The organism is Pseudophaeobacter sp. A-200-2 (assembly GCF_041008815.1).
In the GTDB taxonomy this organism is placed as follows: domain Bacteria; phylum Pseudomonadota; class Alphaproteobacteria; order Rhodobacterales; family Rhodobacteraceae; genus Phycobacter; species Phycobacter gallaeciensis_A.
In genome coordinates this window covers 103510-117300 of the sequence record NZ_JAXGFU010000009.1, presented here as the reverse complement: position 1 = coordinate 117300, position 13791 = coordinate 103510, and the positions used below count along the sequence as shown (strand labels likewise).

Here is a 13791-nt window from a genome sequence, read left to right as displayed (position 1 = left end):
CCCCGCTGCCGCTCAGTGCCCCTCAGGCGCAGAGGACTCGAAATTCGGAATGACACGCTCCGAGGCTTCGTCCGGCTCGATACCTGGCCAGTTGCCTTCGGCGATATTGATATTGCCGGGGATGTCCTCTTCCCAGAAGCCCACCACGTTCTTGGTGATGTTGAGGTACAGCTTGTCATCCACGATCCGCCACAGGTTCGGGTTGGCCGGCACCTTGCCGCCCTTGGATACCCCATAGGCGCAGTGCCCGTCATACTGCGGCGCGTAGTATTCCGGGTTCTTCAGGAACATCTCGCGGTTCTCTTCGCTGGCAAAGGCAAAGCGGGCACCGTTGTACTCGGCCACGATATCCGCACGGCCCGGTACTGCGGCAGGCTGCACCTCGCCCACCGGCACCTGGGTGAGGCTGCGATAGGCAACCACGTCGTAGCCAGAGACCGCAAAACCGGTGCCATCAATATATTGCTCCCCTGCAAAAGCAGAGCTTCCAATCGTCAGGGCCGCGATGGCAGCCAGTGCAAAACGTTTCATGTCTTGATCCTTTCCTCATTCGGCACCGATCCGGGACATGACGTGTCACAGGGGGTCCTGCTCCACCGGTCTGCCGATCCACTACAATTGCATCTACAATATCCGGCGCAGACCCTTTGCGAAGGGGCGCTCACACAGCTGTGTCTCTGCGTGACCGCAGGCCGCCCCCTGCACGGTTGCACGAAAAAGATCGCACCCACACCTTCCAGTCATTGGAATTTTTGACGAGTATCCTACGTCAGAGACGTCAATCCGAACCGGGCCGCGCCCCGCGCCGCCCGCCACCACATACAGAACAGGGCCCATCCACATGAGTGATACGAGCTATACCCCGCCGAAAGTCTGGACTTGGGAACAGGAAAGCGGCGGACGCTTCGCCTCGATCAACCGTCCTATCGCAGGCGCCACCCACGACAAGGAACTGCCGGTCGGCAAGCATCCCTTCCAGCTCTACTCGCTGGCCACCCCCAATGGCGTCAAGGTCACGGTGATGTTCGAAGAGCTGCTGGCCAAGGGCCACTCCGGCGCCGAATACGACGCCTGGCTGATCAACATCGGCGAAGGCGATCAATTCGGATCGGGCTTTGTCGACATCAACCCCAACTCGAAAATCCCCGCCCTGATGGACCGCAGCGGCGACACCCCGGTTCGAGTGTTTGAATCCGGCTCGATCCTAGTGCATCTGGCCGAGAAATTCGGCGAGTTCCTGCCCAAGTCCGGGCCGGAGCGCACCGAAGTGATGAACTGGCTGTTCTGGCAGATGGGCAGCGCGCCTTATCTGGGCGGCGGTTTTGGCCATTTCTACGCCTATGCGCCGGAAAAATGGCAGTATCCGATCGACCGTTTCGCCATGGAAACCAAGCGTCAGCTAGACGTTCTGGAACGCCAGCTTGATGGCAACGCCTTCATCGCCGGAGATAACTACAGTATCGCCGACATGGCGATCTGGGCCTGGTATGGCCAGCTGGTGCTGGGTCGCCTTTACGATGCGGCAGAGTTCCTCGACGTAGCGAGCTACACCAATGTCGTGCGCTGGGCCAAGGACATCGACGCGCGCCCCGCGGTCAGCCGTGGCCGCATGGTCAACCGCGCCTTTGGCGAATTGCACACCCAGCTGCGCGAGCGCCATGACGCGGGTGATTTCGACACCCGCACCCAAGACAAGCTGGAAACCGAAGACAGCTGAGACTGACAGTCAGCGGACGTGGGCGCCCTGCCCCGTCCGCCCCTGCATGAAAGGCACGGCGGGTCGCCGCCGTGCCACGCGAACTGATTATTTCAAACGCGGTGGTTTGTCCGGATCGCTGCCGGGCGCGACCGGCTGATAGACCTGCGGCGCCTCTGGCTGCGGCAGATCAAACCGCAGACCCACCCGCGACAGGCTGGCCGCAGCCCTATCTGACGCCTGGAAAAACCCGACATCCAGCGCCCCGGCTTCAATCCCGGAAAAGGTCAGCGCCTCGCCCACCGCCTTGGCCAAGGCATCCCGCGCGGCGTCCTTGGCATCGACAAAGCCCAGCAGATGCCCCTGCCCGCCACCCTGGTAGCGCACTGCCACCAGATAGGCCGAGTGCGCCAGTCCTGCGGCGGTCGCCAGTTTGGTATCCAGCGCAGTCAACAGAAGATCCGGAAGACCGGCTGGCGGCAGGAAGCTTTCGATGGCCGCCTCTACCTGATCCGGCGCATGACCCAGAGTTTCTTCAAGCCAGCCAATCGCCTCGGCCGGGATCAGCATGGCAGAGGGGGCGACCTCAAGATTGACGCCCAGACCGATCCCCTGCCCCGACAGCATCTTGACTATTCCCCGCCCGGCCAGCGCCGCATAGGGCACCGCGCGCCCGGCAAACTGGGCGAGCCGCTCTTCGCGGTCGAAGACCAGGACAAAGCGCCCCTCGGGCGTATCGAACAGGGCCGGCTCCAGCTTGTCGTTCTCAACTTCCTTTTCCAACATCAGAAAGAGTTCGGCATCCGATAGCCGTTCGTAGAACCGCAGACGCGCGGCATCCGACGCGGGCTCTGCCTCCATCTGCGCGTGGGCCTGATCCAGCGGCGTTGGCATTGTCATCACAAAAGCTCCTTGACCCGGTGCCGCAGCGCGGGCAGCAGATCTGTTTCAAACCAGGGGTGGCGTTTCAGCCATGCGGTATTGCGCCAGGACGGATGAGGCAAGGGAAAGACGCGCGGCGCATGCGCGCGCCAATCGGCAACCGTATCGCTAACCCGGGCTTTTTTCCCCAGATGATGCTGCTGCGCATAGCCTCCCACAAGCACCGTCAGCTCAACCTCGGGGAGGACGGACATCACCCTGTGCTGCCAGGTGCGGGCGCATTCCGGCGGCGGCGGCAGATCCGCCTTTTTCGCGTTATACCCCGGAAAACAAAAGGCCATCGGGACGATGGCGATCTGGTCCCGGTCATAGAAAACATCCTCGGAAATCCCCAGCCACTGGCGCAACCGGTCGCCGGAGGCATCCGTATAGGGGCGTCCGCTGTCATGGACCCGCAGACCCGGCGCCTGTCCCGCGATCAGGATCCGTGCTGAGGGGCGGAACCAGACCACCGGGCGCGGCGCATGCCGCGTGGCCGTGGCGGCAAACCGCTGCGCACAAAGGCGGCAACCGGAAATCTCCTGCGTCAGCGCCGCGCAGTCATGGAAACTTTGCCCCATCATCGTTTCCCTTTTGGAAACAAAATCGCTATAGAATGGCCCAAATTGTCCTCGCCCAGCTGCATCGACCGCTTGCTGCCCTGCCCATGAACGAAGAGTAAAGCAGCGGTTCAGAATTTATGTCACAATTTGACATAACAAAGCCCGATTTCACGCGTAGGACGTTAATATAATTCAGGTAACCAAACCTGATCAAATCGCCGCGATCAGAACCGTGGCACAGTGCAGCGGTCCTTTTTAAGGGCCATCCGAGGCAAGAGGCCGGACAACGGACCAGACAGGCAAGACCGGAACAAGCCATGCTTGAGTTTGAAAATGTCAGCAAGTCCTTCTGGACCGGCACCCAGCGCAAGGTGATCCTTGACCGGGTGTCTTTTCGCGTGGAGCTGGGCAAATCCATGGGCATCCTGGCCCCGAACGGCACCGGCAAGACCACTCTGATCAACATGATGGCGGGCCTTGAGAAACCGGACGAGGGCGAAATCCGGCGAGGCTGCAAAATTTCCTTTCCGCTGGGGTTCATGGGCGGCGTCATCAACCGCCTGTCCGGCATGGAAAACAGCCGTTACATCGCCAAACTCTATGGGCTGGACCCGGATTATGTCGAAGCCTACTGCCGCTGGCTTTGCGGGCTTGGCGAATACTTCGACCAACCCCTTGGCACCTATTCCTCGGGCATGCGGGCACGGTTCAGTTTTTCGCTGATGCTGGCGCTGGATTTCGATATCTATCTGATCGACGAAGGCATGCCCAGCACGACCGATGTGGAATTCAACCGCAAGGCCGGCTCGATCCTGCAGGAACGCCTGCAGACGACCACCATCGTGATCGTGTCCCACCAGCCTAAAACGCTGGAAAAATTCGCCCGCTCCGCAGCCGTTCTGATGGACGGGCAATTGCATATGTTTGAAACCTTGGAAGAGGCAAAGCAGCTCTATGACTACCAAACCCAAGGCTAAGAAATTCCGCATCCGCCGCACATCTAGCGGCGCCGCCGCTGCCGCTGCAGCGCGCCCTGTCGAGGCGCCAGGCCCCGACAACAGCGCCAAAGCCGCAGGAGCAACAACGCAGGCTAGCGCGTCTGAGGTCAAATCCACTCAGGCCACGGCTTCAGCAGGGCAAAAAGACGCGAAACCCAGCGCCGCGACCGGGCAGGCAATGTCCGGCCAGGTCAGCAGCGCGCGTGAGACCAAGACCTCCACGGATATCGACGAGATCCGCCGTGAAGGGCTGACCGGCCGTCAGCTGCGCATGGCACGGCGCGTGGCGCAGCAGCACAATCTGCCGGTTACCTCGGATTTCGAAGCCGTCCGCCTGCTCCGCCTGAAAGGGATTGATCCCTTCAAGCGTTCCAACATGCTGGAACTGGTGGTCCCACAGAACAAGGCCCGGCCAGAGGGCGCTCCGGACCCCGGCGCGATCCAGCTGCCGCAGACCGTGCCCGCCGCCAAGACGACCCTACCCTCGACCGAGCTGAGCCCGGCAGAGCGTCGCAACAAAGAAATCCAGGAAATCCAGCGCGATATCGCCAAGCGGCGGCGGCGCAAGCTGTGGCTGCTCTTGGGGCGGCTCAGCTTTTTCGTGATGCTGCCGACGCTGATCACCGGATACTATTTCTATGCCGTGGCAACGCCGATGTATTCGGCCAAGTCCGAATTTCTGGTGCTCAAGGCCGACAGCGCCGGGTCGATGAGCGGTCTGCTGTCGGGCACGCAATTTGCCACCAGCCAGGATTCCACTGCGGTACAAAGCTTCCTGCAATCCAAGGAAGCCATGCTGCGGCTGGATGAAGAAGTCGGCTTCAAGGCGCATTTCACCCAGGACTGGATCGACCCGATCCAACGTCTGGACCCAGCCGCAAGCAACGAACAGGCTTACAAGATCTACTCGCGCAACGTCAAAATCGGCTATGATCCGACCGAGGGCGTGATCCGGATGGAAGTCACCGCGGCTGATCCGGTGGTCTCTGCGGAATTCTCGGACCGGCTGATCTCCTATGCGCAGGAAAAGGTAAACCACCTGTCCGAACAGAAACGATCCGATCAGGTGGGCGAGGCAGAGGCCGCGCTCGAACTGGCGGAGACGAAACGCCGTCAGGCTCAGGAACATCTGGTGCGGCTGCAGCAAAAAGGCGCGGTTCTGGATCCCGAAGGCGTGATCCTGTCACTGCGCTCGCAGATCTCCACCTTTGAGGTCCAGCTGCAGGAGAAGGAGCTGGAACTGGCCGCCCTGATGGACAACACCCGCCCCAACCAGGCCAAGGTGGCCGGTGCAGAGGCTGATATCTCCCGTCTGGAGGCGTTGATTCAGCGGCTCAACGACCGGATGACCGATGCCGCTGCTGGCGAAAACTCGCTCGCCAGCCTCAGCGTGCAGATCCAGATGGCTCAGGCTGATCTCGCAACCCGCGATCTGATGCTGCAATCGGCCTTGCAGCAAGTGGAAACCACCCGCATGGAGGCCAACCGCCAGGTCCGTTACCTGACCACCGCGGTTGAACCGGTTCCCAGCGAGGAACCATCCTATCCGCGAAAGTTCGAAAATACAATTTTGGCTTTCCTGATCTTTTCCGGTATTTACCTGATGTGCTCGCTTACAGCATCCATTCTCCGGGAACAGGTATCCTCTTAACGCTATGAAACACATCAAAATCGCCGGGCTGACGATCGGCAATGACTGTCCTCTGACAGTGATTGCCGGTCCTTGCCAACTGGAAACCGCCGACCACGCCCGCATGATCGCAGGCAAAATGAAAGAGGCCTGCGCGGCCGCCGGGGCGCAATATGTGTTCAAGGCCTCCTACGACAAGGCCAACCGGACCTCTTTGTCCGGCAAGCGCGGCCTTGGCCTCGACGAGGGGCTGAAGGTTCTCAGCGATATCCGCCGTGAATTCGACGTGCCCGTGCTGACCGATGTGCACACCGAGGAACAATGCGCCGTTGCCGCCGAAGCCGTGGATATCCTGCAGATTCCCGCCTTCCTGTGCCGTCAGACCGATATGCTGCTGGCAGCGGGCAAGACCGGCAAGGCCGTCAACATCAAGAAGGGGCAGTTTCTGGCACCCTGGGACATGGCCAATGTGGTGGCCAAGGTGGAAAGCACCGGAAATGAGAACATCCTGCTGACTGAACGGGGCGCCTCCTTTGGCTACAACGCGCTGGTGGCGGATATGCGCTCGCTACCGATCATGGCGCAGACCGGCTATCCCGTGGTGATGGATGCCACCCATGCGGTGCAGCAACCCGGTGGACAGGGCGGCTCTACGGGGGGCAAGCGTGAATTCGCCCCTGTCATGGCCCGGGCTGCCGTTTCCCTAGGCATCGGTGCGGTTTTCATCGAGACCCACGAAGATCCCGATAGCGCCCCCTCGGATGGCCCCAATATGATCTATCTCGACCAGATGCCGAAACTGATCGAGACGTTGATGGCCTTTGACCAGCTCGCCAAGGCAAACCCGATTTCGATTTGATGCCCGAAAGTGAATTTAATGACTAAACCGATCTCCCCCGTCACCCCGAACACCTGGTCCTTCCTGCGCGATCCGATGATCACGCCGACCGGTTTTCGCGAATATGACGCCCGCTGGAAATACCCCGAGGAAATCAACCTGCCCGGCATGACGGCCCTTGGCCTTGGCCTTGGCACCCAGATCCACAAACGCGGGATTGAGCCGGTGATCGCGGTCGGCAACGATTACCGCGACTATTCGCTGGCGATCAAGCAGGCGCTGATCCTAGGCCTGATGCAGGCCGGCATCCGCGTCAAGGACATCGGCCCGGCGGTCTCTCCCATGGCCTATTTCGCGCAGTTCCATCTGGATGTGCCTGCCGTCGCCATGGTCACCGCCAGCCACAACCCGAACGGCTGGACCGGCGTCAAGATGGGCTTTGAGCGCCCGCTGACCCACGGCCCGGATGAAATGGCCGAGCTGCGTGATATCGTCCTCAATGGCAAAGGCGTGGCCCGCGATGGCGGCTCGTATGAATTCGTCGATGGCGTCAAGGAAGCCTACCTTGATGATCTGGTCGGCGACTTCAAGATGACCCGCAAGCTGAAGGTGGTCTGCGCCACCGGCAACGGCACCGCGTCGGCCTTTGCCCCAGAGCTGTTCGAGCGGATCGGCGTCGAGGTGGTCCCCAGCCACAACGATCTGGACTACACCTTCCCCAACTACAACCCCAACCCCGAAGCCATGGAAATGCTGCACGACATGTCGGACAGCGTCAAAGCCTCGGGGGCGGATTTCGCGCTTGGATTTGATGGCGATGGCGACCGCTGCGGCGTGGTGGATGACGAAGGCGAAGAGATCTTTGCCGACAAGGTTGGCGTCATCATGGCGCGGGACCTCAGCAAGATCTATCCGAACGCGACCTTTGTCGCTGATGTGAAATCCACTGGCCTTTTTGCCTCGGACCCCGAGCTGCAGAAAAACGGCGTCAAAGCCGATTACTGGAAGACTGGCCACAGCCACATGAAACGGCGCGTGAAGGAAATCGGCGCCTTGGCGGGGTTTGAAAAATCCGGTCATTACTTCCTCGCCGAACCGGTGGGTCGCGGCTATGACTGCGGCATGCGCGTGGCGGTCGAGATCTGCAAACTGATGGACCGCAACCCGGACATGAAGATGTCGGATCTCCGCAAGGCGCTGCCCAAGACCTGGTCGACCCCGACCATGTCCCCCTATTGCGCCGATACCGAGAAATACGACGTATTGGAGCGCCTTGTTGCCAAGCTGGTGGCCAAGGCTGAGGCTGGCGAAAAAATCGCAGGCCGCGCCATCAAAGAAGTCGTCACCGTCAATGGCGCCCGCGTGATCCTGGACAATGGATCCTGGGGGCTGGTGCGCGCCTCCTCCAACACGCCGAACCTGGTGGTGGTTTGCGAAAGCAGCGACAACGAAGAAGAGCTGCGCGCGATCTTTGCCGATATCGATGCGGTGATCCGCACCGAACCGCTGGTCGGGGACTACGATCAGACGATCTGACCAAGTTGTTGACTGACTGAAGGTCTTTTGCCCGGGCCATGGCCCGGGCGACCGCCGCGCCCAGCTTTGGTGGGCGCGGCTTTTTGATTTCTGCACAAGAGCGCCTTCCGGCCAGGCTCAGTTACCCTGCAACAGCCGCAGCAGCTGGTCCTTGGCTTCCTGCTCAATCCGGTCCTTGATCACCTCGTTCAGGTCCTGCTCCGGCGCGATCTCGGTCTCCAGCTCCTCGCTCAGCTTTTCGCGCACACGGTCCTTGGCTTCCTGCTCGATCTCGTCGATCTGCGGCTGCAGGGCGGATTTCAGATCGGGCCGGATCTTTGGCGCGCTCCACGGTCCGGTGATAGCAACCGGGATCGACAGCCCGGCGCCGCCATCCGCTCCCTGCAGTGTGGGCGTGAAACGGTAATCCAGATCCCGCGCGCCCAGACCGATCCGGCCTGCACCTTCGGCCCTGAGCCCCTTGATGATGACCAATAGATCGTTGTTCTGCAGGTTGCCGTTTGCGATCGTGTAGCTGCCAGTCAACTGTTCAAACACCGTGCTGCCGCCATTGCCCGAGCCGGAGCGCATCAGGTCCTCAAGGTCGAAACCGGTGAAAAAGCCTTTGCCTGCCTCCAACCAGCCCTTGCCGTTGAGCGAGCGCATGATCGCATCCACCGAATTGCCAACGCCCAGGTATTCGATCTCTCCCAGCGCGGCGCCATGCAAGCGGTCATAGCCCGCCGGCTGCCCAAGAGCCTGTTCCAGCTGGATATCGTTGAAGGACAGCTTGCCGCCCACCGACAGGCCGTTGCGGTTGTTGGCCACGACCTGCCCGGTCACCTGCCCGCCGAACATGGTGGCAGGCTGCGCCTTCAGCACCGCGCGGGCGCGGTCCAAGCTGAATGTCAGCTTGCTTTCGCCAAGGTTATAGCCCGCTGCCGACAGGCTCTGGAAGGTCAGGACAGCGGTGCCGTTGAAGGCTGACAGGGCCGAGGCATCAATCTGCTCCTTGGGCCAACCATCGGGCGCACTGCCCGCCCCCGGTCCGCTGCTCTCGACCGGCGAGTCCAGCCCCGGAAAGGACAGCGCCCCGGCCGACAGCTGCGCCGTCACCTCGGGCACATCCGCCATGACAAGATCGGCAGCCCCCTGCAAGGTGTTGCCATCCAGATCCAGTGACAGATCGCGCAGGGCAAGCCGCCCATCCGGCGTATAGGTGGCATCGGCGCCGAGCACCGCAGCCTGTCCCAGCCCCTTGGGGAGAGAGACCTCACCACCGCCCAGCGCCGCAATGAAACCGGCGCTATCCGTGGTTTTCAGCGTCACCCGCCCCGATCCTGCGCCATCGATCCCGGCCCGGCCGTCGAACATCAGCACGCCGCCGGGCCCGCTGACAGTCCCCCCGACCGAAGACACCCGCCCAGTGAGGAATTCCGCAAATGTGCCGATCTCTGCCTTCACCTGAACCGGCGCCTCGACCGGGCGCAACGTCATCTCCATATCCACGGTGCCGCCGGGATCCGGCCAGCTGAGCGCCAGATCGATGGCCTTCATCTCAACCGGGGTGCCGCCATGCGGCGCATAGCGCAACGAGGCCCCGGTCAGGGTCAGCTTTTCGATCTGAACCGCCAGATCGCTGCCCGCTTGCGGGGTGGCGTCTGTGTCCGCACCCGGGGTCCCCTCGCGTGACATCACCCAGTTCCCGGTACCATCAGCGCGGGTCGACAGGTTCAGATGTGGCAGCAAGGCGGTGACTTCGGTCACCCGCACCTTGCCGCGCAGCAGATCGGCGGGGGCAATCCCGATGGACATCCGCGCCGCGCGCAGCATCGGCTCGGGTCCCGCCCACTCGGCATTCGACAGGGTCACGCCTTCGGTTCTGACCCCAAGCACCGGCCAGAGGCTGAAGCCCACCTCGCCCTGAAACTCAAGCTTGCGGCCGGTCTGCGCCTCGAGCTGCTGCGCCGCCAGCGCCGCGACTTTCTCTCCCGGCAACATGAAGACCACCCCGATCAACACGGCAAGCGTCAGCAATATTGCCGAAAGAACCCGAATGATCAGCCGCATAGCACCCTCCGCTGCCTGTTTCCCCCGAGGATACAGTGCGCCCCGCAAGGCGCAATAGTCGGTTGGCCCGGACTATGTCGCGGACAGACTTCACCATTGCCGCATCGGAAATTTCATCAGCGGACAGCCCCCGGCACAAGCCACGGAGCCTATTGAACCAAGAACCAGCCCAGATGTGAGCGGACACCTACTCGCCAGCGACCAGTGCCCCCCAAAGGTCATATTCCCCGGCCTCGTCAACTTCGACGGTGACCAGATCGCCCACCTTCAGGCCTTTGGTGTCCTCGTCGATGAACAGGTTACCGTCGATCTCGGGCGCGTCGGCCTTGGTGCGGCAGGTGGCGATGCCGTCTTCATCGATGTCGTCCACGATGACTTGCATGGTCTGGCCGACCTTGGCCGCCAGCTTGGCCTCGGAAATCGCCTGCGCCTTTTCCATGAAGCGTTCCCAGCGCTCCTGCTTCACCTCTTCGGCCACGTGATCCGGCAGATCATTGGAGCGCGCGCCGTCGACGTTTTCGTATTTGAAACAGCCAACCCGGTCGAGCTGCGCCTCATCCATCCAGTCGAGAAGATGCTGGAACTCCGCCTCCGTCTCCCCCGGGTAGCCGACGATGAAGGTGGAGCGCAGGGTGATCTCCGGGCAGATCTCGCGCCAGGCACGGATTTCGTCCAGCGTTTTTGCCGCCGCTGCGGGGCGTGCCATGCGTTTCAACACATCCGGGTGGGCGTGCTGAAAGGGGATGTCCAGATAGGGCAGAAGCGCGTTGTCCGGGTCCGCCATCAACGGGATCAACTCGCGCACATGGGGGTATGGGTAGACATAGTGCAGCCGCACCCAAAGGTCCGATGCAGGCGCCAACTGCCCCAGCGCGCGGGACAGATCGGTGATATGGCTGCGGATCTCGCCCTCTTTCCAGGGGTTCACATCGTATTTGCGGTCGAGCCCATAGGCCGAGGTATCCTGACTGATCACCAGAAGTTCGCGCACGCCTGCATCGACCAGCTTCTCCGCCTCGCGCAGCACGGCGTGGGCGGGGCGCGAGGCCAGCCGCCCGCGCATGTCCGGGATGATGCAGAACTTGCACTTGTGATTGCAGCCTTCCGAGATCTTCAGATAGCTGAAGTGCCGGGGCGTCAGGCTGACGCCGGTGGCGGGCAGCAGATCGACAAAGGGATCGGGCGCAGGCGGCACCGCGGCGTGTACGGCATCCAGCACCTGTTCATACTGGTGTGGACCGGTGACGGCCAGAATGCGCGGATGATGTTCGCGGATATAATCCGGCTCGGCGCCAAGGCAGCCAGTGACGATGACCTTGCCATTTTCCTTCAGCGCCTCACCAATGGCGTCCAGACTTTCGGCCTTGGCACTGTCGAGGAAGCCGCAGGTATTGACGATCACCGCATCGGCGCCCGCGTAATCGGCAGAGATGCCGTATCCTTCGGCGCGCAGCCGGGTCAGGATGCGCTCACTGTCCACCAACGCCTTGGGGCAGCCGAGCGACACCATGCCAAGGGTCGGCTGGTCTTTACGCGGGGCATCACCGAACTGGGCTTTCGGGGCGAGGTCGGGGCGGAGGTCTGGCGGATTGCTGGTCATGGCTGCGCATATAGTACGCGCGTGTGGCTTTGGGAATGGATGTTTTCAGCGGGAGCACCGCCTCTTTGGCCTTGACCAGTGAGCGCCCACAGGCATTCTCCAGCCTTGTCTGCGGCCTCAGGCCTCTGCTTTTTCCTTCTCGGCCCGCAGGTGCAGCAGGACCTTGGCATTCTTGCAGCAGCCGGGTGCCTCTTCGGCCTTGTCATGGGCAGCGAGCCAGCGTTCGCAAGTCTCGATACCCTCGCAGGCCCGGCAGCGGTTGACCATATCCGCCCAGTCCTCGGAACTGATGCGGCCTGCCTCAAAGGCCTCGACCAGATCGGCCTCGGTGGTTTTGCCCATCAGCCCCAGAAGCCTCAGGTGATACAGCGCGTCCCCCAATGGATGCATGTCTTGATCCTCCCCAAAGGCTGCCAGATCAGGCAACCGGTTCGCGCAGATATCCCAGCAGATCGCGGTTGCGGCAATAATCAGGAGTGTCTACCGCCGCATCTGCACGCGCAGGCGATTGCAACCATTTCTGGCAGGTCTCCGGATGGGCGCAGCGGGTGCAGCGCAGCACCGCTTCGGCGATTTCATCGAAATTCAGCCGCCCGGCGATGGCCTCTTCCTGAAGATCCAGCCCAACCGCCTGCCCCATTTCATCAAAAAGGGCCGCGTGCGTCTTCAGTTTAGCTTTGTCCTTGATCCCGCAATCATCCATCGCGCGTTCTCCTGGCTGCGTGTCACGCCAGAAAATACCACAGGCCCGGCCCCGGACCTTGATGCAGGTCAATCGCGTGACGCGGGCCTAGGCGGGGTTCAGATAGGCGCGCACCGCGTCCTGAACCCGGCGAAAGCGGTCGCCGCCCAGTTTCTTGCCGCCATACCAGCGGGTGACGATGATCAGATGATCTTGCAGCCCTTCCCGCTCCATCATCCGCAAGATCACCATTCCGGCGCCGCTCTCTCCGTCGTCGGCCTTGAGCGCGCCCGTCGGCAGCATCGCCGCCCAGGTGTTATGGGTGGCCCTGGCGTAGGCGCGGTCGGTTTTCAGTGCCGCCAGCACGGCGTCGACTTCGGCGCGCGATGTCACCCGGGCGCCGGTCACCGCATAGCGTGATCCCCGGTCGGTCAGGACCACGCCCAGTTTTTTCATCTCGGGCGCTGCATCTGCAGGTGATTGCGCCATGATCAATTGAGCCCGTAGCGGGTGATGGTCTGCTGCACCACGCGCACCCGGTCCGGATTGGCCGGATGGCTGCCAAGGAATTTGTCGCCAGGATCCGGCAGGCGATAGAAGAACTGCACGCCAACGCTGGGCCGGTATCCGGCCTGATGCGTAATGATGGTGCCGAGCTGATCCGCCTCCAGTTCGAATTCCTTCGAATATCCGCGCGCGCCGACGATAGCGCCCAGATCCTGCGCGTTGGAGATATCCGCCGCACTGCCTCCGGCAAGGGTGGCAAGCCCGGCCAGCAACACGGAACCCGCCACTGCGTTCTGCTGCTGGCGGGCCAGATGCGCGCGGATATGGTGCGCGGCCTCGTGCGACATGACAAAGGCCAGCTCATCCGCGTTGGCGATCTGCCCCAGCATAGAGCGGGTGAAGGTGATTACCGGGCGGCCGGACTGCGACAGGCTCTGGTAGGCATTCGGCGGCGCCTCGGCGTCGGGGTCGATCCGGATCAGATAGTCGCAATTCATGCCACTGGTCTGCGCCCGGCAGGTGCGTTCGGCCACCGGTTCAACTCGGCTGGCGACGGTGGCAAAGGTTGCCCGAGCTTCGGCTGGCGAAAGGCCAGACACCTGCGCCCCGGGTGTTGCCGGAGCAACCGCTCCGCCACCGGGCGGCGGGGCACCGGGAACGCCGCAGGCGCTCAAAACACTGAGTGCGCAAAGCGAGACTGTTTTCAGAATGGAGCGCATCGGCCTGTCCTTGACGTCATCGCCCGATCATAGGCCGGGACCCAACCGAGGT

General features: G+C 62.1%; 14 protein-coding genes. 5 read left to right on the top strand and 9 right to left on the bottom strand.

What is annotated here, in order from left to right:
• Positions 1-12 precede the first annotated feature (12 nt).
• Positions 13-531, bottom strand: coding sequence for a YHS domain-containing (seleno)protein (locus SM766_RS14675; RefSeq protein ID WP_274830103.1), 519 nt, complete (start codon positions 529-531; stop codon positions 13-15).
• A gap of 310 nt (positions 532-841) precedes the next feature.
• Between SM766_RS14675 and yghU the strand changes: the two genes are divergently transcribed.
• Positions 842-1717 carry a glutathione-dependent disulfide-bond oxidoreductase gene (gene yghU / locus SM766_RS14670; protein WP_065272950.1) on the top strand — a complete coding sequence of 292 codons (876 nt, stop codon included), beginning with the start codon at positions 842-844 and terminating at the stop codon, positions 1715-1717.
• Between the two features lie 87 nt (positions 1718-1804).
• Here the strand turns inward: yghU and SM766_RS14665 are convergent, their stop codons facing one another.
• Together SM766_RS14665 and SM766_RS14660 are read right to left on the bottom strand one after the other, a co-directional pair.
• On the bottom strand, positions 1805-2596 hold the full coding sequence (locus SM766_RS14665) for an SseB family protein (RefSeq protein ID WP_368948260.1): 792 nt from the start codon (positions 2594-2596) through the stop codon (positions 1805-1807).
• Positions 2596-3198, bottom strand: a complete 603-nt coding sequence (locus SM766_RS14660; RefSeq protein ID WP_274839722.1) for a uracil-DNA glycosylase family protein — start codon at positions 3196-3198, stop codon at positions 2596-2598. The genes SM766_RS14665 and SM766_RS14660 overlap by 1 nt, the downstream gene beginning before the upstream one ends.
• Positions 3199-3497: 299 nt before the next feature.
• Between SM766_RS14660 and SM766_RS14655 the strand changes: the two genes are divergently transcribed.
• The 4 genes from SM766_RS14655 to SM766_RS14640 are packed head-to-tail and all read left to right on the top strand — an operon-like array spanning position 3498 to position 8182.
• The gene (locus SM766_RS14655; protein ID WP_065272948.1) at positions 3498-4157 is read left to right on the top strand and encodes an ABC transporter ATP-binding protein; all 660 of its coding nucleotides are present in this window, start codon (positions 3498-3500) and stop codon (positions 4155-4157) included.
• Positions 4135-5829: a KpsE/RkpR family capsule polysaccharide export protein gene (locus SM766_RS14650; RefSeq protein WP_368948258.1), complete on the top strand. Its 1695-nt coding sequence runs from the start codon at positions 4135-4137 to the stop codon at positions 5827-5829. Before SM766_RS14655 ends, SM766_RS14650 begins: the two co-directional genes overlap by 23 nt.
• A gap of 4 nt (positions 5830-5833) precedes the next feature.
• A complete protein-coding gene (gene kdsA / locus SM766_RS14645; protein WP_368948257.1) occupies positions 5834-6667 on the top strand; it encodes a 3-deoxy-8-phosphooctulonate synthase in 834 nt (277 codons plus the stop codon).
• Between the two features lie 18 nt (positions 6668-6685).
• Complete coding sequence (locus SM766_RS14640) at positions 6686-8182, top strand: phosphomannomutase/phosphoglucomutase (protein ID WP_368948255.1); 1497 nt, start codon at positions 6686-6688, stop codon at positions 8180-8182.
• Between the two features lie 117 nt (positions 8183-8299).
• On the opposite strand, the gene SM766_RS14635 is transcribed toward SM766_RS14640, so the two are convergent.
• The 6 genes from SM766_RS14635 to SM766_RS14610 form a co-directional block, all read right to left on the bottom strand.
• Positions 8300-10231 carry an AsmA family protein gene (locus SM766_RS14635; protein ID WP_368948253.1) on the bottom strand — a complete coding sequence of 644 codons (1932 nt, stop codon included), beginning with the start codon at positions 10229-10231 and terminating at the stop codon, positions 8300-8302.
• Between the two features lie 187 nt (positions 10232-10418).
• A complete protein-coding gene (gene rimO / locus SM766_RS14630; protein WP_368948252.1) occupies positions 10419-11831 on the bottom strand; it encodes a 30S ribosomal protein S12 methylthiotransferase RimO in 1413 nt (470 codons plus the stop codon).
• 117 nt (positions 11832-11948) lie between these two features.
• Positions 11949-12221, bottom strand: coding sequence for a DUF6455 family protein (locus tag SM766_RS14625; protein WP_274868643.1), 273 nt, complete (start codon positions 12219-12221; stop codon positions 11949-11951).
• A 28-nt stretch (positions 12222-12249) separates the two neighbouring features.
• Complete coding sequence (locus SM766_RS14620; RefSeq protein WP_368948355.1) at positions 12250-12519, bottom strand: DUF6455 family protein; 270 nt, start codon at positions 12517-12519, stop codon at positions 12250-12252.
• Positions 12520-12621: 102 nt separating this feature from the next.
• Positions 12622-13002: a YigZ family protein gene (locus tag SM766_RS14615; protein ID WP_368948251.1), complete on the bottom strand. Its 381-nt coding sequence runs from the start codon at positions 13000-13002 to the stop codon at positions 12622-12624.
• A gap of 2 nt (positions 13003-13004) precedes the next feature.
• On the bottom strand, positions 13005-13739 hold the full coding sequence (locus SM766_RS14610) for a M48 family metalloprotease (protein WP_368948250.1): 735 nt from the start codon (positions 13737-13739) through the stop codon (positions 13005-13007).
• Positions 13740-13791 lie beyond the last annotated feature (52 nt).